Source organism: Tepidimonas thermarum (assembly GCF_007556705.1).
In the GTDB taxonomy this organism is placed as follows: domain Bacteria; phylum Pseudomonadota; class Gammaproteobacteria; order Burkholderiales; family Burkholderiaceae_C; genus Tepidimonas; species Tepidimonas thermarum.
In genome coordinates this window covers 36,244-56,810 of the sequence record NZ_VJOL01000008.1, presented here as the reverse complement: position 1 = coordinate 56,810, position 20,567 = coordinate 36,244, and the positions used below count along the sequence as shown (strand labels likewise).

20 protein-coding genes and 1 tRNA gene are annotated in these 20,567 nt (G+C 68.3%); 15 read left to right on the top strand and 6 right to left on the bottom strand.

Translation table 11 applies throughout. From position 1 onward, the window contains the following. The first annotated feature begins 2 nt into the window (after nt 1-2). The 15 genes from Tther_RS03720 (at nt 3) to Tther_RS03650 (ending at nt 14,442) form a co-directional block, all read left to right on the top strand. On the top strand, nt 3-233 hold the full coding sequence (locus Tther_RS03720) for a rubredoxin (RefSeq protein ID WP_143901055.1): 231 nt from the start codon (nt 3-5) through the stop codon (nt 231-233). Between the two features lie 82 nt (nt 234-315). Next, nucleotides 316-801 (top strand): [NiFe]-hydrogenase assembly chaperone HybE, encoded by a 486-nt coding sequence (gene hybE / locus Tther_RS03715; RefSeq protein WP_185974998.1) that lies wholly within the window; start codon nt 316-318, stop codon nt 799-801. Further along, a complete protein-coding gene (locus Tther_RS03710; protein ID WP_143901051.1) occupies nt 798-1,943 on the top strand; it encodes a hydrogenase formation protein in 1,146 nt (381 codons plus the stop codon). The genes hybE and Tther_RS03710 overlap by 4 nt, the downstream gene beginning before the upstream one ends. Before the next feature lies 1 nt (nt 1,944). Beyond that, complete coding sequence (locus Tther_RS03705) at nt 1,945-2,292, top strand: hydrogenase maturation nickel metallochaperone HypA/HybF (protein ID WP_143901049.1); 348 nt, start codon at nt 1,945-1,947, stop codon at nt 2,290-2,292. A 23-nt stretch (nt 2,293-2,315) separates the two neighbouring features. Further along, the gene (gene hypB / locus Tther_RS03700) at nt 2,316-3,320 is read left to right on the top strand and encodes a hydrogenase nickel incorporation protein HypB (RefSeq protein ID WP_143901047.1); all 1,005 of its coding nucleotides are present in this window, start codon (nt 2,316-2,318) and stop codon (nt 3,318-3,320) included. Nucleotides 3,321-3,333: 13 nt separating this feature from the next. Continuing rightward, nucleotides 3,334-4,473 carry a Kae1-like domain-containing protein gene (locus Tther_RS03695; RefSeq protein WP_143901044.1) on the top strand — a complete coding sequence of 380 codons (1,140 nt, stop codon included), beginning with the start codon at nt 3,334-3,336 and terminating at the stop codon, nt 4,471-4,473. Then, nucleotides 4,464-4,769 carry a HypC/HybG/HupF family hydrogenase formation chaperone gene (locus Tther_RS03690; RefSeq protein ID WP_143901041.1) on the top strand — a complete coding sequence of 102 codons (306 nt, stop codon included), beginning with the start codon at nt 4,464-4,466 and terminating at the stop codon, nt 4,767-4,769. Before Tther_RS03695 ends, Tther_RS03690 begins: the two co-directional genes overlap by 10 nt. Nucleotides 4,770-4,798: 29 nt before the next feature. After that, on the top strand, nt 4,799-5,956 hold the full coding sequence (gene hypD, locus Tther_RS03685; protein WP_143901039.1) for a hydrogenase formation protein HypD: 1,158 nt from the start codon (nt 4,799-4,801) through the stop codon (nt 5,954-5,956). Next, complete coding sequence (gene hypE, locus Tther_RS03680) at nt 5,953-7,065, top strand: hydrogenase expression/formation protein HypE (RefSeq protein WP_185974997.1); 1,113 nt, start codon at nt 5,953-5,955, stop codon at nt 7,063-7,065. The genes hypD and hypE overlap by 4 nt, the downstream gene beginning before the upstream one ends. Nucleotides 7,066-7,104: 39 nt before the next feature. Continuing rightward, nucleotides 7,105-8,847 carry an enoyl-CoA hydratase-related protein gene (locus Tther_RS03675; RefSeq protein ID WP_143901037.1) on the top strand — a complete coding sequence of 581 codons (1,743 nt, stop codon included), beginning with the start codon at nt 7,105-7,107 and terminating at the stop codon, nt 8,845-8,847. A gap of 8 nt (nt 8,848-8,855) precedes the next feature. Then, the gene (locus tag Tther_RS03670; protein WP_246098896.1) at nt 8,856-10,316 is read left to right on the top strand and encodes a sigma-54-dependent transcriptional regulator; all 1,461 of its coding nucleotides are present in this window, start codon (nt 8,856-8,858) and stop codon (nt 10,314-10,316) included. Further along, nucleotides 10,313-10,495: a hypothetical protein gene (locus tag Tther_RS03665; RefSeq protein WP_143901035.1), complete on the top strand. Its 183-nt coding sequence runs from the start codon at nt 10,313-10,315 to the stop codon at nt 10,493-10,495. Before Tther_RS03670 ends, Tther_RS03665 begins: the two co-directional genes overlap by 4 nt. Further along, a complete protein-coding gene (locus Tther_RS03660; RefSeq protein WP_143901033.1) occupies nt 10,492-11,487 on the top strand; it encodes an NADH-quinone oxidoreductase subunit B family protein in 996 nt (331 codons plus the stop codon). Before Tther_RS03665 ends, Tther_RS03660 begins: the two co-directional genes overlap by 4 nt. Continuing rightward, nucleotides 11,484-12,944 (top strand): nickel-dependent hydrogenase large subunit, encoded by a 1,461-nt coding sequence (locus tag Tther_RS03655; protein ID WP_143901031.1) that lies wholly within the window; start codon nt 11,484-11,486, stop codon nt 12,942-12,944. Before Tther_RS03660 ends, Tther_RS03655 begins: the two co-directional genes overlap by 4 nt. A gap of 151 nt (nt 12,945-13,095) precedes the next feature. Further along, nucleotides 13,096-14,442: a sensor histidine kinase gene (locus Tther_RS03650; protein ID WP_143901029.1), complete on the top strand. Its 1,347-nt coding sequence runs from the start codon at nt 13,096-13,098 to the stop codon at nt 14,440-14,442. Nucleotides 14,443-14,823: 381 nt separating this feature from the next. Here the strand turns inward: Tther_RS03650 and Tther_RS03645 are convergent. The 6 genes from Tther_RS03645 to cysS all read right to left on the bottom strand — a co-directional run bounded on the left by Tther_RS03645 (nt 14,824) and on the right by cysS (nt 20,522). Beyond that, nucleotides 14,824-14,916, bottom strand: a tRNA-Ser gene (locus Tther_RS03645). 57 nt (nt 14,917-14,973) lie between these two features. Continuing rightward, the gene (locus Tther_RS03640; protein WP_143901027.1) at nt 14,974-16,257 is read right to left on the bottom strand and encodes an aspartate kinase; all 1,284 of its coding nucleotides are present in this window, start codon (nt 16,255-16,257) and stop codon (nt 14,974-14,976) included. A gap of 113 nt (nt 16,258-16,370) precedes the next feature. Further along, the gene (gene tilS, locus Tther_RS03635) at nt 16,371-17,375 is read right to left on the bottom strand and encodes a tRNA lysidine(34) synthetase TilS (protein WP_342781756.1); all 1,005 of its coding nucleotides are present in this window, start codon (nt 17,373-17,375) and stop codon (nt 16,371-16,373) included. A gap of 40 nt (nt 17,376-17,415) precedes the next feature. Further along, complete coding sequence (locus tag Tther_RS03630) at nt 17,416-18,393, bottom strand: acetyl-CoA carboxylase carboxyltransferase subunit alpha (protein ID WP_143901025.1); 978 nt, start codon at nt 18,391-18,393, stop codon at nt 17,416-17,418. Nucleotides 18,394-18,468: 75 nt separating this feature from the next. Further along, nucleotides 18,469-19,113, bottom strand: a complete 645-nt coding sequence (locus Tther_RS03625; protein ID WP_246098898.1) for a DNA-3-methyladenine glycosylase family protein — start codon at nt 19,111-19,113, stop codon at nt 18,469-18,471. A 32-nt stretch (nt 19,114-19,145) separates the two neighbouring features. Further along, nucleotides 19,146-20,522 (bottom strand): cysteine--tRNA ligase, encoded by a 1,377-nt coding sequence (gene cysS, locus Tther_RS03620; protein WP_143901023.1) that lies wholly within the window; start codon nt 20,520-20,522, stop codon nt 19,146-19,148. Nucleotides 20,523-20,567: the final 45 nt, after the last annotated feature.

The following is a 20,567-nucleotide window of genomic DNA, read 5'->3' as shown; positions in this document are numbered from 1 at the left end:
ACATGTCGTCCGGTGACCGTTTCGATGGTTTCGAGGGCTCCTACCTGGGCAAGCGCGAGCTGCTGCGGCCGGACTCGCGTCTGGAATGCAAGATCTGCTGGTGGGTCTACGACCCGGCCGTGGGCGACCCGCAATGGCAGATCCCGCCTGGCACGCCCTTTGCCGAGCTGCCGCCACATTGGCGCTGCCCCAACTGCGATGGCCTGGCCGAGCAATTTCTGTTGCTGGATTGAAATGGACCCGATGCGCCGTCCAGCGTCTTTCCCCTTGCAAGGGGGCGCCACCAGCAGCCCGTCGGAGCCGGTACAGCGATGTGTGCTGGACAAACGCGTGCAGCAACTGATGGATTTCTACCGCCGGGTGGAGACCGAACGGATGCAGGGGCTTCCCCTGCTCAACCCTGCGCTGCGCGTGGAGGCGGTTGGCTTCCGGCTGGCCGATGAAGACGCGTTGGTGGCCGAGGGTGTGCTCATCACCCCCTGGTTCATGAGCCTGGTTCGCCTGCCGCTGGCGGTCGAGGCGCATGGTGGACGCGTTGGTCGCAAGCGCATCCTGCCTTTCGGCCAAGAGCACTTTGAGTTCATCGGCGCCCACGACCCCGCACTGGGCTTCCATGAAGCGTGCGCGCTGTTCTCGCCCATGGGCGGCTTCCTGCACCAAGATCAGGCCCGCGAAACCGCCGAGGCCGTGCTGGCGCAGCTGCGGCCCGCGCCGATGCCTGCCGCGGCGCCGACGATGGCCAGACCGGTGCCGGCACGGCGTGCTTTTCTGCTCGGCCTGCGCGCCGGGGGCGCGGCATGAACGATCTGGCGGGTGCCCTGCAACTGCGCCCCGGCGTGCCGGTGCCGCACAGCCTGCACAGCAGCCGCCAGGCCTGGGCCGCCCGGCTCGCGCCCGGGCACCCGGCCGAGGCTTGGCCAGGTCTGCTTGCCAGTTTGTTCAGCCTGTGCGGCCACGCCCACCGCACCGCCAGCCAGCTGGCGATCCAGGCGGTCGAACCTGGCCGGTTCCCGGCCATGGCGCCGGTGGCCGCCACCCTACAGCGCGAAACCGCGCTGGATCACCTGCGCCGCATCGCGCTGGACTGGCCGCGCCTGCTCGCGGAGCCTGGCCAGGTAGCCGAGGTGAGCGCGCGGGCGGCCGATGGATTGCGCCGCTGCCCCCTGATCGCCAGCCCGCTGTCGCCCAACCCCTGGCCGGCGCTGCACCAGTGGTTGCAGGACGAGTGGCTGCAGATGCGTCCGGCCACCTGGTTGCGGGCCTGGCGGACCCGCGGCGCCGACTGGCTCGACGACTGGAGCCGGCGCCACCCTGGCTGGTTGCCGGCGCTGCTGCGTTCGGCGCGCGAGGCCGACACGCCACTGCCCGGGGCGCACGAGCAGGCCCTGCGGCCGCACGCCGCTGAGACGTCATTGCGGGTGCTCGGCGCGGCGGTGGCGACGGGCGCTGTCGATGTGCTGCAGCCCCGCTGGGAAGGGCGGCCAGCCTGCACCGGCGTATGGAGCCGCCTGCACGACGTTGCGCCCAACCGGCCCTGGACGGCCTGGTCCCTGCTCGGCAGTCGGCTGGCCGAACTGGTGCGACTGAGCCTTCCCGATGCCCCCGGGGAAGGCGGCGCCGGCTGGTTGGCCTGGGGTGCGCTGGCCACCGGCCCGCGCCAGGGACTGGCCTGGGTGGAGATGGCGCGTGGTCTGCTGATCCACCAGGTGACCCTGGAGGACACCCCCGCCGGTCAGCCCTGCCGACTGCGTGCTGCGCAGGTGCTGGCACCCACCGAATGGAACTTCCACCGCGCAGGCGTGGTCGCCCAGGCGCTGGCTGCCTTGCCAGCGGCAGCGCCGGACCTGCACGCCCGCGTGCGCCTGCTCATGGCAGCCATAGATCCATGTGTGCCTTTTGAAATCGCTGCGCCGATGGTGCAGGATGTGAGCCTGGAGGTTTGACATGCATGAAGCCAGTCTGGCCGGCGGCGTGTTGCAGCTGGTGGAGGACACCGCGCGGCGCGAGGGTTTTGCACGCCTGATTGAGCTGCGGCTGGAGGCCGGCCAGCTGGCCGGGGTGGATGTGCGCGCCCTGCGCTTTGCGCTGGAGAGCCTGGCGCCCGGCACGCTGCTGGAGGGGGCACGGATCGAGATTGACGAACCCCCTGGCCAGGCCTGGTGCCTGCCCTGCGGCCAGACGGTGGCCATCGCCCAGCGTGGCGACGCCTGTCCAGCGTGCGGCGGCTACCAGTTGCAACCCACGGGCGGCATGGAACTGCGCGTCGTTGACATGCGCGTGAGTGATGATTGAAACAACGTTGAAGGAGGCAGATCATGTGTGTCGTTTGCGGATGCCGTGACAGCAGCCCGGCCAATGCCGGGCATGTGCAGCAGGCCGGCGGCGAGCCCGGCGTGATCGCGGTGAACCCGGCCAATGGCGACCTGCACTTCGGGGCCGGTGCGGCCCGCGTGTCGGTGCCGGGCATGAGCCAGGCGCGCGCCATCAAGCTGGAGACCGACATCCTGGGCGCCAACAACCGCGTGGCGCAACTCAACCGCGCGCACTTCGAAGCGCACGGCGTGACCGCGCTCAACCTGGTGTCCAGTCCGGGTTCGGGCAAGACCACGCTGCTGTGCGCCACCATCCAGGCGCTCAGGCAACGCCAGCCCGACCTGCCCGTGGCTGTGATCGAGGGCGACCAGCAGACCAGCTTCGACGCCGACCGCATCCGCGCCACCGGTGTGCCGGCGATCCAGGTCAACACCGGCAAGGGCTGTCACCTGGACGCGTCCATGGTGGCCGAGGCGTTCGCGCAGTTACACACGCATGAGCATTTGCACGACCATGAGCATGATCGTGATCACGCGCATGGGCACGATCACCGCCACCGAGGTAACGGCCGCAGCCTGCTGTTCATCGAGAACGTCGGCAACCTGGTCTGCCCCGCCGTTTGGGACCTGGGCGAAGCGGCCAAGGTGGCCATCCTCTCGGTGACCGAGGGCGAGGACAAGCCGCTGAAATACCCCGACATGTTCGCGGCCGCACAGCTCATGATCCTCAACAAGACCGACCTGCTGCCGCACGTGAAGTTCGATGTGGCGCGCTGCATCGAACTCGCGCGGCGCGTGAACCCAACCATTGAGATCATCCAGCTGTCCGCCACCACCGGCGAAGGCATGGACGCCTGGCTGCACTGGCTGGACCACGCGATGGACGCACATCGCCATCATCACGACGTGCGGGAACCGGAGGAGACCGCACTGCGCGAGCGCGTCAAGCACCTCGAAGCCGAGCTGGCCAAGGCCAAAGCTGCGCTGTCCACCGGCTCGGCCGCCTGAAGGATGCGACGCCATGAGCGCAACCGTACTCGCCGTCGGCGCCTGGCTCAAGAACGCGGCGTGCCTGGTGCTGGGCGGTCGTGCGCACTGGTCGCCGGTGCACGGTGATCTCAGCGACCCGGCGGCCTGCGCAGCACTGGAGCTTTCGGTGCAGGCACTGGTGCGACAGGCGGCGGACGCTGGTGCCCCGGTGCAGGCCATCGCACACGACCTGCACCCCGATTTCTTCAGCACGCAGCTGGCCATCGCCACCGCCGATGCGCTGGGTGTACCCGCTATTGGCGTGCAGCACCACCACGCGCACCTGGCGGCGGTGATCGCCGAGCACGGCATCACCGAAGCGGTCGTGGGTCTCGCGCTCGATGGCGTGGGCCTCGGAACGGACCGCACGCCCTGGGGCGGCGAGCTGCTCTGGCTCGATGGTGCGCAGTGGCAGCGCCTGGGGCACCTACAGCCGCTGGCCCTGCCGGGCGGTGACCGGGCCGCCCGCGAACCCTGGCGCATGGCGACCAGTGCGCTGCACGCGATAGGGCGCGGCGACGAGATCGTGCCGCGTTTCGGGCTGGCGGTGGGCGAAGCGGTGGCCGCCGGTGTGCACCAGATGCTGGACAAGGGCCTGAACTGTCCGAAGACCAGCAGCGCCGGCCGCTGGTTCGACGCCGCCGCCGGCGCGCTCGGTCTGTGCCATCACCAGCGCGACGAGGCCCAGGCGGCGATCGCGCTGGAGCAGGCGGCCGCGCGCGCCTTGACCGCCCAGCCCACCCTCGCACCCTTGCCCGGTGCGGTGATCGGTGCCGATGGGGTGATCGATCTGCGCCCCGTGCTGGCGCAGCTCTTCGACGCGCCCGATGCCGATGCCGCCGCGGCCGGCTTCCACCTAGCCATGGCCGACGCGCTGGCCGATGCATTGATCGCCGCCGCCCACGCGCGTGGCACCCGCACCGCCACCCTCGGCGGGGGCTGCTTCTTCAACCGCATCCTGCGCGAGCGCACCGTGCGTCGCCTGGTCGATGCGGGACTCACCGTTTACCTGCCCGGTCCATCCGGCTGTGGCGATGCGGGGCTGGCCATCGGCCAGGCCTGGGTGGCCGCGCAGCAACTCAAAACACCCACAGCCATTCCCCCCGTTGAGGAGACCGTTTCATGTGCCTAGCCATTCCCGCGCGCCTCGTCGCGAAACGCGACCAGGACCAGGCGGTGGTCGACCTCGGCGGTATCCACAAAGCCATCTCCATTGCCCTGGTGCCCGAGGCCGAGGTCGGCGATTACGTGATCGTGCACGTGGGCCACGCCATCGGCCTGATCGACCCAGAAGAGGCCGAGAAGACCCTGGCCCTGTTTGCCGAGATGCAGACAGCCGAGCAGAGCCCCAGCGCCGGGCCGTTCCACGCGGGGGCAGCCCACGGACCCGGCGAAGACCAGGGTTCTTCCCAGTCTTGGAGCAGCTAACCACATGCAATGGGTAGCGTGAGGGCCCTATGAAATACATTAATGAATTCCGCGATGGCGAGCTGGCTCAACGGATCGGCGAACGCATCCATGCCGAGGCCGACCCGAAACGCTCCTACAGCTTCATGGAGTTCTGCGGCGGCCACACGCACGCCATCAGTCGCTACGGCGTACTCGAACTGCTGCCGTCCAACGTGCGCATGGTTCACGGACCAGGCTGCCCGGTCTGCGTGCTACCCATTGGCCGCATCGATCTGGCGATCCGTCTGGCGCTGCAGCGCAATGCCATCGTTTGCACCTACGGCGACACCATGCGCGTGCCGGCCAGTGACGGGCTGTCGCTTATCAAGGCCAAGGCACGCGGTGGCGACATCCGCATGATCTATTCGGCCGCCGACGCGCTGGCCATCGCCCGCGCGAATCCGCAGCGCGAGGTGGTGTTTTTTGCCATTGGTTTCGAAACCACCACGCCGCCCACGGCGCTGGCCATTCTTGACGCGCAACGCGAGGGCCTGTCCAATTTCAGTGTGCTGTGCTGCCACGTGCTCACGCCCTCGGCCATCACCCACATTCTCGAATCGCCTGAGGTGCGCCAGTTTGGCACCGTGCCGATCGACGGCTTCGTCGGCCCGGCGCATGTGAGCATCGTGATCGGCTCTGCCCCCTACGAATACTTCGCCGAGGAGTACCACAAGCCGGTGGTGATCGCCGGCTTCGAGCCGCTGGACGTGATGCAGGCCATCCTGATGCTGGTGCGTCAGGTCAACCGCGGTGACGCCCGTGTGGAAAACGAGTTTACCCGCGCTGTCACGTCCGAGGGCAATCTGCGTGCCCAGGCTCTGGTATCCGAGGTCTTTGAGCTGCGCCCCAGCTTCGAGTGGCGCGGTCTGGGCGAGGTGCCCTACAGCGCTCTCAAAATCCGCGAGGCTTTCGCCGCGTTCGATGCCGAGCGTCGCTTCGACTTGGCCTATCGTTCCGTGCCCGATAACAAGGCTTGCGAGTGCGGTGCCATCCTGCGCGGCGTGAAGAAGCCCGCCGACTGTAAGATCTTTGGCACCGTCTGTACCCCCGAGAACCCAGTGGGCTCCTGCATGGTGTCCAGCGAAGGCGCCTGCGCCGCGCACTACACCTACGGGCGCTTCCGCGACATCCTCATCGCCGATGCCACCGAGGAGGTCACCCCATGAGAACCGAACACGACCTGGCCGGCGCCGGAGAGGCGCTCGCCCCCAAGCCCGTGAAGAAGAACTACATCCGCCCACTGGACATCAAGCACGGCCACATCGACATGGGCCACGGCGCGGGCGGCAAGGCGGCGGCGCAGCTGATCGAAGAACTGTTCCTCGCCGCCTTCGACAACGAGTATCTGCGCCAGGGTGACGACGGTGCGGTGTTGGCGTTGCCGGCCTTCGACCCTGCCGAGGGGCGGCTGGTGATGGCGACCGACGGCCATGTGATCTCGCCGCTGTTCTTCCCCGGCGGCGACATCGGCTGCCTGTCGGTGCACGGCACAGTCAATGACGTGGCCATGTTGGGTGCGCGGCCGCTGTACCTGAGCGCGAGCTTCATCATCGAAGAAGGTTTCCCGCTAGCCGACCTGCAACGTATCGTCCGCAGCATGGCCACTGCGGCGCGCGAGGCCGGCGTGCCGGTGGTGACCGGCGACACCAAGGTGGTGGAGCAGGGCAAGGGAGACGGCGTGTTTATCAGCACCACCGGCGTGGGCGTGCTGCCATCGGGCGTGTGCATCAGCGGCCGCCACGCGCAGCCGGGCGACGTGATCCTGCTGTCTGGCACCATCGGCGACCACGGCGTGGCCGTGCTCTCGCAGCGCGAGTCACTGGCTTTCGAAACCACCATTCAGAGTGATACGGCCCCGCTGCACACCCTGGTGGCGGCGATACTGGCGGCTGCACCCGGCGCCGTGCGCGTCCTGCGCGACCCCACGCGTGGAGGTCTGGCCACCACGCTCAACGAAATCGCGCGCCAGTCCGGCGTTGGCATGCTGTTGCAGGAGGCCGCGATTCCCGTCAAGCCCCAGGTGAAGGCAGCCTGCGAGCTGCTGGGCCTGGACCCGCTCTACGTCGCCAACGAAGGCAAGCTGATCGCGGTGGTTGCATCCGAGGCGGCTGAGGCTGTGCTGGCCGCCATGCGCACCCACCCGCTCGGGCAGGACGCCGCGCGCATCGGCGAGGTCACCGCCGACCCACACCAGTTCGTTCAGATGGCCACGAGCTTTGGTGGTCGGCGTGTGGTGGACTGGCTCAGCGGGGAGCAGTTGCCCAGGATTTGTTGACACCCGTGTGCGTCACTGAGCGATCTACACCGTCAATTCATGGCCTTGCGCATTCTGCTGCTCTGCCACAGCTTCAACAGCCTCAGTCAGCGTCTATTCGCCGAGCTGCGCGCGCGTGGCCACACGCTCAGCGTGGAACTTGACATTGCCGACAGCGTGACCGAAGAGGCGGTTCAGGAGTTTGCGCCCGATTTGGTGCTCGCTCCCTTCCTCAAACGGCGCATCCCGTCCTCGGTCTGGCAACGCGTGCCCTGTTTCGTGGTGCACCCCGGTCCGCCGGGTGACCAGGGCCCCAGCGCGCTGGACTGGGCAGTGCGCGACCGCCTGCTGCGCTGGGGCGTCACCGTGCTGCAGGCTGACGGCGAGTACGACGCCGGTCCGGTCTGGGCCCATGCGTCGTTCGACATGCGCCCTGCCAGCAAGGGGAGTTTGTACCGGCGTGAGGTGACGCAGGCGGCGCTGCAGGCCACGCTGGAAGCAGTGGCGCGCTTTGCTGCGGGCCACCGGGAGGCGCCGCCACTGGCCAGGCCCACACCGACATGGAAACCCTTGATGAAGCAGTCCGATCGCGCCATCGACTGGTCGCGCGACGACACCGCCACCGTGCTTGCCAAGCTGCGCTGTGCCGATGGTCAGCCCGGCGTACTGGACGTGCTCTGGGGTCGATCCTGTTACCTGAGCGACCCCCACGAGGCCAGTGCCGCTGCCCTCACCGAGTTCGCGGACCGTGCGCCTGGGGAACCGCTTGCGACGCGCGACGGCGCATTGCTGCGCCGGACGGTCGATGGCGGCGTGTGGATCGGCCACGCACGGCTGGCCGACCCGCCGGGCACCGTGCCCGGCCAGGGGCACATCAAGCAGGTGGTGGCCGACGTGTTTGTAAACGAAGCGGCGGCGCTGCCCCAGCGGCCCGTGCCCCTGATGCGCGCAGCCGACGAGTGGGCCGAACTGCGCTACACAGAACATGGGCCCGAGGGGGCGCGCGTAGGCTGCCTATACTTCGACTTCTACAACGGCGCGATGAGCACCGAGCGCTGCGAGCGCCTGCGCGCTGCCCTGCTGGCCGTGCGCGAGCGGCCGACACAGGTGCTGCTGCTCATGGGCGGTGAGGACTTCTTCAGCAACGGCATCGACCTCAACAGCATCGAGGCTGCGGCGCACCGACCGGGTGACAGCCCTGCCGACGCGTCCTGGCGCAACATCCAGGCCATGGACGACGCGGCGCTGGCGGTGCTGGAGACCACCGACCGTCTCACGGTCAGCGTGATGCGCGGCAATGCGGGGGCAGGCGGAGTTTTCCTGGCGCTCGCAGCCGACCAGGTCTGGGCACACGAAGGCGTGGTGCTCAACCCCCACTACAAAAACATGGGTAACCTCTACGGCTCGGAATACTGGACCTACCTGCTGCCACGCCGTTTGGGCGACACCGGCGCGCGCGAGCTGATGGCCGGGCGCCTGCCGCTGCGCGCCGCCGACGCGCTGCGCATCGGTCTGATCGACGCCTGCGACGAGGAGCCACGCGAGGGCTATGAAAGCCGTGTCATCGAACGTGCGCTGGCGCTGGCCGGCTCCTACAATTATGCCAAACAGGTGGCGGCCAAGCAGGCCCAGCGTGCCGCCGACGAGGCGTGCTGCCCACTGGTCCGCTACCGCGAACAGGAACTGGCGCGCATGCACCGCAACTTCTACGGCTTCGACCCGAGCTACCACGTAGCCCGGCATCACTTTGTGCACAAGCTGCCGCACGCGTGGACACCGCGCCACCTCGCCACCCACCGCTGAGTGCCGCCGTGACCCCACCCCGAGTGCACGACCGGAAGCCCACCGTGCTGGTGGTCGATGACGAGGTACGTTCGCAGGACGCGCTGCGCCGCACGCTGGACGAGGACTTCACCGTCTTGACCGCCAGCAGCGCCGACGAGGCGCGAGGCCTGCTGCAGCGCCAGCCGGTGAACGTGATCCTGTGCGACCAGCGCATGCCCGGCATGACCGGCGTGAACTTCCTCAAAGAAGTGCGTGAGCAGTGGCCCGACATCGTGCGCATCGTCATCTCCGGCTACACCGACAGCGAAGACATCATCGCCGGCATCAACGAAGCCGGCATCTACCAGTACATCCTCAAGCCCTGGTCGCCCGACCATCTGCTCGACTCGGTGCGCAACGCGGTGGAAGCCCAGGTGCTGCAGCGGCAGACCGCGTGGCTGGACCTGGAGCTGCGCACCAGCACCCGCGTGCTGCGCCAGCGCACCGCCACGCAGATGGCGCAGGCCAAGAGCCACTTCGGGTTCGAGCGCATCGTGCGTGCGCCGGGCAGTCCGATGGACCTCATCTGCCGCATGGCCGAACGCGTGGCGCGCTACGACATTCCGGTGCTGGTGCTGGGCGAGTCGGGCACCGGCAAAGAACTGCTGGCGCGCGCCGTCCACTATGCGAGCCCGCGCCTGAGGGGCCCTTTCGTGGTGGAGAACTGCGCCGCCATCCCTGACACCCTGCTCGAATCCGAGCTGTTCGGCCACAAGCGCGGCGCCTTCACCGGTGCGTTTGAGGACCACGTCGGCCTGTTCCAGCGCGCCGACGGTGGCACCGTCTTCCTCGACGAGATCGGCGAGACCTCGCCGGCTTTCCAGGTCAAGCTGCTGCGCGTGCTGCAGGAAGGGGAGGTGCGACCCGTGGGCGCGGCGCGGCCGGTGCCGGTAGACGTGCGCATCATTGCCGCCACCCACCGGCAGCTGGAACAGCGCGTGCGCGAAGGCCTGTTCCGCGAGGACCTCTACTACCGGCTCTCGGCCGTTACGCTCACCGTGCCGCCGCTGCGCGAGCGGGTGGGTGACATCCCGCTGATTGCGCGCCAGATCGTGCACGACGTTGCGGCCGAATTGGGGCACCCCGGCGCCACACTGCCCGACGAGACTCTGGCCTGCCTGCTCGCCTACCCCTGGCCTGGCAACATCCGCGAGCTGCGTAACGAAATCGGTCGCGCACTGGCGCTGCATGACGGCACCACGCTTGCGCCGGCCGCCTTTTCGCCGCGCGTGCTGCAGGGTCGTGCGGCCGGTGGTGGCGGCGAACTCGCGGCCGCTCTTCCCTCCAGTGGCAGCCTGAACGACCGCCTGGACGTAATCGAGGCCATGGTGCTGCGTGAGACCCTGTTGCGGCACCGTTGGAACAAGACCAAGACGGCCGCGGAACTCGGCCTCTCGCGGGTCGGTCTCAGGGCCAAGATGCAACGCTTCGGTCTCGACAAGCCATGACCGCATTCGACCAGCCCGGCCGCTACCACGCCGCCGACGCGCTGATGGCGCGGCGGCGCGAACGCCCGGGCGTGATCACGGCACCGGGGGCCGCAGTGCTGGCCGTTCCTGACCTGGCCGTCGCCTGGGCCTGCCGCTGGTTGGCTGGCGAGCCCGCAACAGAAGAGGCCCCCGCATGAACGTCCTGTGGCTGCAATCGGGTGGCTGCGGCGGCTGCAGCATGTCGCTGCTGTGTGCCGACACCACCGACTTCCAGGGCCATCTGCGCGACGCGGGTATTCACGTGCTCTGGCACCCCTCGCTGTCGCTCGCCAGTGGCGAGGACGTGCTGGCGCTGCTGCAGTCGATACTCGACGGTGCCACGCGGCTGGACGCGCTTTGCGTCGAAGGCTCGCTGCTGCGCGGCCCCAACGGCACCGGCCGCTTCCACATGCTCGCCGGCACCGGCCAGTCCATGATCCACTGGGTGCGCGAACTCGCAGCGAAAGCGAAACACGTCCTGGCCATCGGCAGCTGCGCCGCCTGGGGCGGTGTCACGGCTGGTGGCGACAACCCCACCGACGCGTGCGGCCTTCAGTACGAGGACGACCGCATCGGCGGCCTGCTGGGGGCCGACTTCCGAAGCGGCAGCGGTCTGCCCGTGATCAACGTCGCCGGCTGCCCCACGCACCCGAGCTGGGTGATCGACACGCTGATGGCGCTGGCCGCCGACGCCTTCGGCGTCGACGACCTCGATCCGCTGGCGCGCCCGCGCTTCTACGCCGACCAGCTGGTGCACCACGGTTGCACGCGCAACGAGTACTACGAGTTCAAGGCCAGCGCCGAAAAACCGTCCGACCTGGGCTGCATGATGGAGCACATGGGCTGCAAGGGCACCCAGGTGCATGCCGACTGCAACATCCGCCCCTGGAACGGCGAAGGCAGCTGCACGCGCGGTGGCTACGCCTGCATCGCCTGCACCGAGCCCGGCTTTCAGGAGCCTGGCCACCCCTTCCACCAGACCCCCAAGATCGCCGGCATCCCGGTGGGCCTGCCCACCGACATGCCCAAGGCCTGGTTCGTCGCGCTAGCGTCACTCTCCAAAAGCGCAACACCCAAGCGGGTGAAGCACAACGCGGTGGCGGATCATTTAGTCGTCAAGCCAGCAGTACGAAAGACGAGGTTGAAGTGACGTCGCGTCTTCTGGTGGGGCCGTTCAACCGTGTCGAGGGCGATCTGGAGGTGTCACTCGACATCGCCGACGGCCGCGTGACCTCGGCCCACGTTAACGCGACCATGTACCGCGGTTTCGAACAGATCCTGCAGGGCAAGGCACCGCACGACGCACTGGTCTATGTGCCGCGCATCTGCGGCATTTGCTCGGTCTCGCAGTCGGTCGCGGCGGCGCGCGCGCTGGCCGATCTGGGCGGCATCACCCCGCCGCCGAATGGGCAACACGCCACCAATCTGATCCTGGCGACCGAGAACCTGGCCGACCACCTGACGCACTTCTACCTGTTTTTCATGCCGGACTTCACACGTCCGGTCTACGCTGCCCGGCCCTGGCACGCCGAGGCGGTGCGGCGCTTCGCGCCCGACCGTGGTGAGCAGGTCAGAGCCGCCACAGCGGCGCGCCAGCGCTGGTTCACTTTGCTGGGCACGCTGGGCGGCAAATGGCCGCACACGCAGTCGGTCGAGCCCGGCGGTTCGACCCGGCCCATCGACGCGGCCGAGCGCGTGCGTCTGCTGGCCAAGCTGCGTGAATTCCGTGCCTTCCTGGAACGCCATCTGATCGGTGATGGGCTCGAACGCTTCACTGCGCTGGATAGCGAAGATGCGCTCTGGGCCTGGCAAGCGCGCGATCCGCTGGGCAGTGACCTGCGATTCTTCCTCACCCTGGTGCAGGACCTGTCGCTGCAGACCCTCGGCCCCGGCCCGGGGCGCTACCTAAGCTTCGGCGCCTACCCCCAGTCCGACGGCGGTCACGCGCTGGTCCCGGGCTTGTGGCGCGGCGATGCGCAGCGCCTGGACGCAGTGGACGTTTGCACCATCACCGAAGACGCCACCTGCGCCTGGCTTGCGCAGGCGCGCAAACCGCTGCATCCGATGTACGGCCTGACGCGGCCCGAGCCCGACAAGGCCGGCGCTTACACCTGGAACAAGGCCCCGCGCCTGGGCGGCGAGGTGGTCGAGACAGGCGCCATCGCGCGCCAGCTCGCCAGCGGTCACCCGCTGCTGCGCGATGCGGTGGCGCGCCACGGCGGCACGGTGTTCACGCGGGTGCTCGCCCGTGTGCTCGAACTCGCGCGCGTGCTGCCGATGATGGAAGCTTGGTTGCAGGCCATCCGCCCGACCGAGGCCTTCTGTGTGCCGGCCAACCTGCCCAACGATGGATGTGGCGTGGGCCTGTCCGAAGCCGCCCGCGGCGCGCTGGGCCACTGGCTGGTGGTGCGCGGCGGGCGCTTGGCCAACTACCAGATCGTTGCACCCACGAGCTGGAACTTCTCGCCGCGCGACGCGCAGGGCACGCCGGGTGCACTGGAACAGGCCCTGGTGGATGCACCGGTGCGCGAGGGCGAAAAGACACCGGTGGCAGTGCAGCACATCGTGCGCTCCTTCGACCCCTGCATGGTTTGTACCGTCCACTGACGGATATGAACACACCCCTGCGCCGCTTCGCGTCTTCCCCACGCTCTGGCGCGCCTTCGGCGCTGGGCAGGGGGACCACACCTGCGCCCCAGCCAAGCCGCTTGCGCGGCGTGTCTGGCCCAGGCACTGTCTCCGACTGGAGATCGTTGCCATGACGAAAGACCGAGCCCCGAGCCCGCTGCTCACTGTGCCGATGGAGGGCGTGGACGAATCGACCTGGCTGGATGTGATCCAGAAGATGGACGAGGTCTACACGCGGCTGATCGACGATGAGGTCGAGCTGGAGAGGAAGAACAGCGAGCTGGAACAGTCGCAGCAGTTCATCTTCAGCGTGCTCAGCGCGATGTCGGACGTGCTCATCGTCTGTGACGAACGCGGCCTGATCGAGCAGACCAATGCGGCCCTGTGCGAATTGGTGGGTCGAGGTGAGGATGTGTTGCGCGGCAGCAGTCTGGCCGACCTGCTGGCCGATGCCGCCAGCGTGCAGGCGGCGCGCGCCGCCATGGACCGCAGCGAGGCACCGCGCGGCGGGCAGGCCATCGAACTCAACCTGCTGGACCGCCAGGGCCAGCCGGTACCGGTGGACGCCAACTGCACGCCGCGCATCGGCGCCAACGGCAAACGTCTGGGCACGGTTTGGGTGGGGCGGCCGATGGCCGAGCTCAAGCGCGCCTACCACGAGATGCGCACCGCCCACGAGGCCCTCAAACGAACGCAGCAGCAGCTGCTGCACTCGGAAAAAATGGCCTCGCTCGGCCAGCTGGTGGCGGGGGTGGCGCACGAACTGAACAACCCGATCAGCTTTGTGCTCGGCAACGTCCACGCACTGCGCAAGTACTGCGACCGCCTGCAGACTTACATGGCCGCCGTGCATGCGCACGCGAGCGAGTCCGAGCTGGCCAACCTGCGGCAAAAGCTGCGCATCGAGCACCTGCTGGCCGACCTGCCGTCGCTGATCGAGGGCACGCTCGAAGGCGCGCAGCGCACCGCCGACATCGTGCACGGCCTCAAGCGCTTCTCGGCCATGGACCCGGAAGAGCGTCAGCCGGTGAACCTGGTCGAGGTGATCGAGCGCGCGATCCACTGGGTGCAGAAGGGCCGGTCGTCGCCGGTGCCGGTGCGCTGGGTGCCGCTGCAGGCCTGCACCGTGCTGGGCAGCGCCGGGCAGCTGCAGCAGGTGATGATGAACCTGCTGCAGAACGCCTTCGACGCTCTGTCCGCGGTGCCTGATCCCGTGGTCTGGGTGGCGATGGATTGCAACGGTGACCCAGACCAGCCCACGGTACGCGTGACGGTGCGCGACAACGGCCCCGGCATCCCTCCCGAACACCTGCTGCGCATCTTCGACCCCTTCTTCACCACCAAACCGGTGGGCAAAGGCACCGGCCTGGGCCTGTCGATCAGCTACGGCATCGTCGAGCAGCACGGTGGCCGGTTGAGCGCGCGCAATGCCGAGGGCGGCGGGGCCGAGTTCGTGCTCGAACTGCCGCGCGCCTGAGCAACCGTCTTGGCGGTTAAGCGCAATCAAGCGACGGGTCCCGCTTTGAGCCTATTTTCCTCTGTTGAGGATGCTGCGCCCTGTGTTCGGCGCCATTTTTCGACTCTTTCGTGCTGACGGTGGCGTGGGCCCGGCGGAGTCACTCGGCGGGGCGATGCTCCGGTCTGCCTGTGCGTCAAACCACTCGGCAACGGAGCGCGTGACGACGTGGATTCGGCTGTCGAGCGTTCTTAACGCGGAACGGTAGCCTCTTCTTGCTGATGAGCCGTTGAGTGGCGGTGAGCGTGCAGCCGAGAATCTTGGCTAGGTCGACCGGGTCAAGCAGCATGTTGCCGCTGACGAGGTAAGGCTTAGACGCACAGGTTGTTGTTTCGTAAGGCTTGGCGGAGTGAGAGGGATTCGAACCCTCGATACGGCTCTACACCGTATACTCCCTTAGCAGGGGAGCACCTTCGGCCTCTCGGTCATCACTCCTAAGAGCCGCCATTATGCCCGAAGTTGACGGCATCGGCGATCACCGGCGCCAAAAAATCAGGCGCCCTGCAGGGTGTCCGCGGGCTGGTCGAGGTCGAACTCGCGGTGCAGCGCGCGCACGGCCAGCTCCATGTACTTCTCGTCGATGACGACGGAGGTCTTGATCTCGGAGGTGGAAATCATCTGGATGTTGATGCCCTCCTGCGCCAGGCAGCGGAACATGCGGCTGGCCACGCCCACGTGGCTGCGCATACCGATGCCGACGATGCTGACCTTGCAGATGCGGGCATCGCCCACCACGTCCTCCGCACCCAGCGCGGGCACGACCTGGGTCTTGAGCACGTCCAGCGCGCGCGACAGATCGTTGCGGTGCACGGTGAAGCTGAAGTCGGTGCGACCGTCCTTGCCGACGTTTTGGATGATGACGTCGACGTCGATGTTGGCATCGGCCACCGCACCCAGGATTTGCGCCGCAATACCCGGCCGGTCGGGCACGCCGAGCACCGAAATCTTGGCTTCATCGCGGTTGAAGGCGATGCCGGAAACGACGGCTTGTTCCATGGATGCGTCTTCCTCGAAGGTGATGAGGGTGCCGGAGCGGGCTTCCTCGTGGATGTCGATGTCCCAGGGGGTGAAGCTGGAGAGCACGCGGATGGGCACCCGGTATTTGCCCGCGAACTCCACTGAGCGGATTTGCAGCACCTTGGAGCCCATGCTGGCCATTTCCAGCATCTCCTCGAAGCTGATGCGTGACAGGCGCCGCGCCTCGGGCACGACGCGCGGATCGGTGGTGTAGACACCGTCGACGTCGGTGTAGATCAGGCATTCGTCGGCCTTGATCGCCGCGGCCACCGCCACCGCGGAGGTGTCGGAGCCGCCGCGCCCCAGCGTGGTCACATTGCCCGCCGCATCCACCCCTTGGAAGCCGGTGATGATGACGACCCGGCCAGCGGCCAAATCGGCGCGGATGCGGGTGTCGTCGATGGACTCGATGCGCGCCTTCGTGAAAGCGCTGTTGGTGCGGATGGGCACCTGCCAGCCGCAGTAGGAGACGGCATCCAGCCCCTCGGCCTGCAGCGCGATGGCCAGCAGCCCGACGGAGACCTGCTCACCGGTGGCGGCAAGCTGGTCGAGCTCCCGGTAGTAGGCGTCGCCGGGCTTGGCCGGGGCAACCTCTTTGGCCAGGCCGAGCAGGCGGTTGGTCTCGCCGCTCATGGCGCTGGGCACGACCACCATCTGGTGGCCGGCACGCACCCACTTGGCCACGCGCTTGGCGACGTTGCGGATGCGCTCGGTCGAGCCCATGCTGGTGCCGCCGTACTTGTGAACGATCAGTGCCATGAAAAATCCGCGCAAAAACGATCGCCAACCGCGCCAGCGGCGGTGGCCGCTGCACCCTGGCGCCGAACCCGGGGCTGCCCGTACAACCGGGAAAACCCGGACAAACCGTCGGATTATAGGCGCTGTGGGGCCACGGCCTCGTCATCGGGCTGGTAGAGCACGACATCGCCCGCGCGGCGCAAGCGCCCTGCCCCCACACGCAGCTCGATGGCGTGGCCGCGCGTGCGCGCCGCGGCCATCTGGCGCGCCACCTCGCGCCACTGCGCGTCGGTGCCGCTGGCACCGTGGCAGGTGCGCAGCCAGTGCCGCAGCACGTTGATGAGGCGCTGAGGCGACAGGGCCTGCAGGGCGGCCAGGCGCGGCGGGTTGCCCACGCGGGCCAAATCTTCGGCCGCCAGCTCGTCCAGCAGCTGCTGGGCGGCGGCCGCGTGGCGGGCACTGCGCGCGAAGGTGATCGCATACGACGGGAAGGCCTGGGCCAGGGCGGGCACCACCTGCAGCCGGATGCGGTTGCGGGTGTAGGCGGGGTCGTCGTTGGTGGGGTCATGCACCCAGCCAATGCCCTGTGCCCGCAGACTGGCGCGCAGCGCCGTGCCGTCGAGTGCGAGCAGGGGCCGGCCAAACCACACGCCGTCGATGCGGCGGCACTCGGGCATGGCCGCCAGGCCCGGCAGCCCGGCGCCACGCGTGAGCGCCAGCAACAGGGTTTCGGCCTGGTCCTGGGCGTGATGCCCCAGCAGCACCACCGCCAGGCCTTGCGCACGGGCCGCACCGGCCAGCGCCCGGTAGCGCGCGCGCCGTGCCGCATCCTCCGGGCTGTCACCGCGGGCGTGGCGCGCATCGGTATGCAGCACGGTCAGTGGCACGCCCCAGCGCGCGGCTTGTGCCGTGGCGTGCGCGGCAAACGCGTCGGCCGCGGCTTGCAGGCCGTGGTGCACGTGCAGCGCCCGCACGCGGCCGGGCCAGTGCGTGGCCGCGGCCAACAGCAGCGCGGTGGAATCGGCCCCGCCACTGTAGGCGACGCCGATTGCCCCCTCGGCGGACACGACGGCGCGGTGGCGGCGCCACCACTGCGCCACCGCGGCCAGCACGGCGGCGTCCGCCGTGGGCAGCCCCACCGGGGCGGCGGGATCGCCCGGGCTGGCAGCGCGCTGCCCGTCAGGCGCGGGGCGCCTTGGTGTCGTTGAACCGCCCGTAGGCATCGAGCCGGGCATGGCGGCGTTCGATCAGCGCCGACGGCGTCAGGTCCGCCAGCTGCCGCAGCGCCTCGCCCAGCGCGCGCTTGAGCAGGGTGGCCATGTGCTGCGGATCGCGGTGCGCCCCGCCGACCGGTTCGTTGACGATCTTGTCCACCAACCCCAAGGCCTTGAGGCGGTGCGCGGTAATGCCCAGCGCCTCGGCGGCGTCCGGGGCTTTGTCGGCCGTCTTCCACAAAATCGAGGCACAGCCCTCGGGGCTGATGACGGAATAGACGGCGTACTGCAACATCAGCACCTGGTCGGCCACGGCGATCGCCAGCGCCCCGCCGGAGCCGCCCTCGCCGATGATGGTGCTGATGATGGGCACTTCGAGCTGCGCCATCTCGAAGATGTTGCGGCCGATGGCTTCGGACTGGTTGCGCTCCTCGGCATCGATGCCGGGATAGGCGCCCGGCGTGTCGACAAAGGTAAACACCGGCAGGCGAAATTTTTCCGCCAGCTTCATCAGCCGCAGCGCCTTGCGGTAGCCCTCGGGCTTGGTCATGCCAAAGTTGCGCAGCGCGCGCTCTTTGGTGTCACGGCCCTTTTGGTGGCCGATGACCATGCACGGCTGGCCATTGAAGCGTGCCAGCCCGCCGACGATGCTCTGGTCATCGGCAAAGTGGCGATCACCGTGCAGCTCGGTCCAATGGGTAAAGATCGCGCGCACGTAGTCCAGCGTGTAGGGCCGGTCGCTGTGGCGGGCGATCTTGGTCACCTGCCAGGGCGTGAGCTTGCTGTAGATGTCTTTGGTGAGCTGCAGGCTTTTTTGGCTCAGGCGCTCGATCTCTTCCGAGATGTCGACCGCCGACTCGGTCTGCACGTAGCGCAGCTCTTCGATCTTGGCTTCGAGTTCCGCGATCGGCTGCTCGAAATCCAGAAAGTTGCGTTTGGCCAAGTTGTCGCTCCACGGGCCCGCAGGCCCTCGTGTGTCGCCAGCGGCAGCGCGATGACCGCCCCGGCGCAGGGGTTGTCAATACGCCACCGGGATCGGATCCAGCGAGCGCCAAATATACCAAGTTGCCACGCTGCGGTAGGGCGCCCAAGCGGCCGCCACCTCGCGCGCGTCACTGCGGCTGACCGGCTCGCCCGAGAAATAGCACTGGCTGATGCCGCGCAGCAGCCCCACGTCGTCCAGCGGCAGCACGTCCGGGCGCATCAGGTGGAATATCAGAAACATCTCGGCTGTCCAGCGGCCGATGCCACGAATGGCCACCAGGTCGCGGATGATGGCCTCGTCATCCATGCCGCGCCAGGCGACCGGGTCGATACGCCCGTCGGCAAAGTGGCGCGCCAGATCGAGCAGGTATTCCACCTTGCGCGCGCTCAGCCCGGTGGCGCGCAGGTCGGGCAGCGCACAGGCCAGCAGCGCCTCGGGCGTGCACGCCCCCAGCTGCGCCAGCAGCCGGTCCCACACCGCCTGGGCCGCCTTGACGGAAATTTGCTGCCCCACCACACTGCGCGCCAGCGTGGTGAAGGCGTCGCCACGCGACTGCAGACAGGCGCCGGGGAATTGCGGAATCAGGCGTGCCATGACGCGGTCGCGCGCCACCAGATGGTCGCAGGCCTCGGACCAAAAGTGGGGCACGCAGCCCTGGCCGGCGCCGCTCGGCGTCACGGTGGCCAACGCTTTGCCTCGACGGTCGGCGCTCACGCGCGCTCCCACGTGGTGCCGCCTGGCCCATCCTTGAGCACGATGCCTTGCGCCGCCAGCTCGGCACGGATGCGGTCGGCGGTGGCAAAGTCGCGCGCCGCCTTGGCTGCGGCACGCTCGGCGATGCGCGCCTCGATGGCCGCCTCATCCAGCCCGGCGCCGGCACGCAAGAACACCGCGGGTGGCTGCTGCAACAGGCCCAGCGTGCCGCCGAGCGCGCGCAACAGGCCGCTCAAGCGGGCGTCGCGGCTGCGGTTGACTTCCGCCGCCAGCTCGAACAGCACGGCCACCGCCTCGGGGGTACCGAAATCCTCGTCCATCGCCGCCTTGAAGCGCGCCGCCCACGGGTCGCGCCAGTCGATGGCCCCGCTGTCGACCGGGGGCACGGCCGACAGCGCGGTGTAGAGCCGCTTGAGCGCCGCACGCGCGTCTTCCAGGTGCTGGTCGCTGTAGTTGAGCGGGCTGCGGTAGTGCGCGCGCACAATAAAGAAGCGCACCGTCTCGGCATCGAATTTTTGCAGCACCTCGCGGATGGTGAAGAAGTTGCCCAGGCTCTTGGACATCTTCTCGTTGTCCACGCGCACGAAGCCATTGTGCATCCAGATGCGGGCCAGCGGTTTGCCGGTGGCGCCTTCGCTTTGGGCGATCTCGTTTTCGTGGTGCGGAAACTGCAAATCCGCACCGCCACCGTGGATATCGAAGCTCTCGCCCAGCATCTCGCAGCTCATGGCCGAGCACTCGATGTGCCAGCCCGGGCGCCCCAGGCCATAGGGGCTGTCCCACTTGGCCTCGTGCGGCTCATCGGGTTTGGCCGCTTTCCACAGCACGAAGTCGAGCGGATCGCGCTTGCCATCGCCCACCGCCACGCGCTCGCCGGCGCGCAGTTCGTCCAGGCTCTTGCCAGAGAGCTTGCCATAACCCGGGAACGCCCGCACCGCATAGTTGACGTCGCCTTGGTCGCTGCGGTAGGCCAGCCCCTTGGCCTCCAGGCGGCCGATGAGGTTCAGCATCTGCGGCACGAATTCGGTGGCGCGCGGCTCGAACGTCGGGCGCTCGATGCCCAGCGCATCGGCGTCGGCGTGCAGCGCCTCGATCATGCGGTCGGTCAGGTGGCGGATGGTTTCGCCGTTTTTCAGCGCACGGGCGATGATTTTGTCGTCGATATCGGTGATGTTGCGCACATAGGTGACGCGGTAGCCGCTGGCCTTGAGCCAGCGCTGCACGACGTCGAATGCGACCATGGAGCGCGCATGGCCCAGGTGGCAAAGGTCGTACACCGTCATGCCGCAGACATACATGCGGACATGCCCGGGTTCGAGCGGCTCGAGCGGATCGAGCCGGCGCGTGAGCGAATTGTGGATGCGCAGGGTCATGGGACAGCGGGCCCGGCGGGCGCGACCCGCGGGCTACAATCGATC

Bases quoted from the DNA above. Each gene is read 5' to 3' on its own strand.
- Tther_RS03720 (WP_143901055.1), top strand. From the start codon at position 3: ATGTCGTCCGGTGACCGTTTCGATGGTTTCGAGGGCTCCTACCTGGGC.
- Tther_RS03710 (WP_143901051.1), top strand. From the start codon at position 798: ATGAACGATCTGGCGGGTGCCCTGCAACTGCGCCCCGGCGTGCCGGTG.
- Tther_RS03705 (WP_143901049.1), top strand. From the start codon at position 1,945: ATGCATGAAGCCAGTCTGGCCGGCGGCGTGTTGCAGCTGGTGGAGGAC.
- hypB (WP_143901047.1), top strand. From the start codon at position 2,316: ATGTGTGTCGTTTGCGGATGCCGTGACAGCAGCCCGGCCAATGCCGGG.
- Tther_RS03695 (WP_143901044.1), top strand. From the start codon at position 3,334: ATGAGCGCAACCGTACTCGCCGTCGGCGCCTGGCTCAAGAACGCGGCG.
- Tther_RS03690 (WP_143901041.1), top strand. From the start codon at position 4,464: ATGTGCCTAGCCATTCCCGCGCGCCTCGTCGCGAAACGCGACCAGGAC.
- hypD (WP_143901039.1), top strand. From the start codon at position 4,799: ATGAAATACATTAATGAATTCCGCGATGGCGAGCTGGCTCAACGGATC.
- hypE (WP_185974997.1), top strand. From the start codon at position 5,953: ATGAGAACCGAACACGACCTGGCCGGCGCCGGAGAGGCGCTCGCCCCC.
- Tther_RS03675 (WP_143901037.1), top strand. From the start codon at position 7,105: ATGGCCTTGCGCATTCTGCTGCTCTGCCACAGCTTCAACAGCCTCAGT.
- Tther_RS03665 (WP_143901035.1), top strand. From the start codon at position 10,313: ATGACCGCATTCGACCAGCCCGGCCGCTACCACGCCGCCGACGCGCTG.
- Tther_RS03660 (WP_143901033.1), top strand. From the start codon at position 10,492: ATGAACGTCCTGTGGCTGCAATCGGGTGGCTGCGGCGGCTGCAGCATG.
- Tther_RS03650 (WP_143901029.1), top strand. From the start codon at position 13,096: ATGACGAAAGACCGAGCCCCGAGCCCGCTGCTCACTGTGCCGATGGAG.
- Tther_RS03640 (WP_143901027.1), bottom strand. From the start codon at position 16,257: ATGGCACTGATCGTTCACAAGTACGGCGGCACCAGCATGGGCTCGACC.
- cysS (WP_143901023.1), bottom strand. From the start codon at position 20,522: ATGACCCTGCGCATCCACAATTCGCTCACGCGCCGGCTCGATCCGCTC.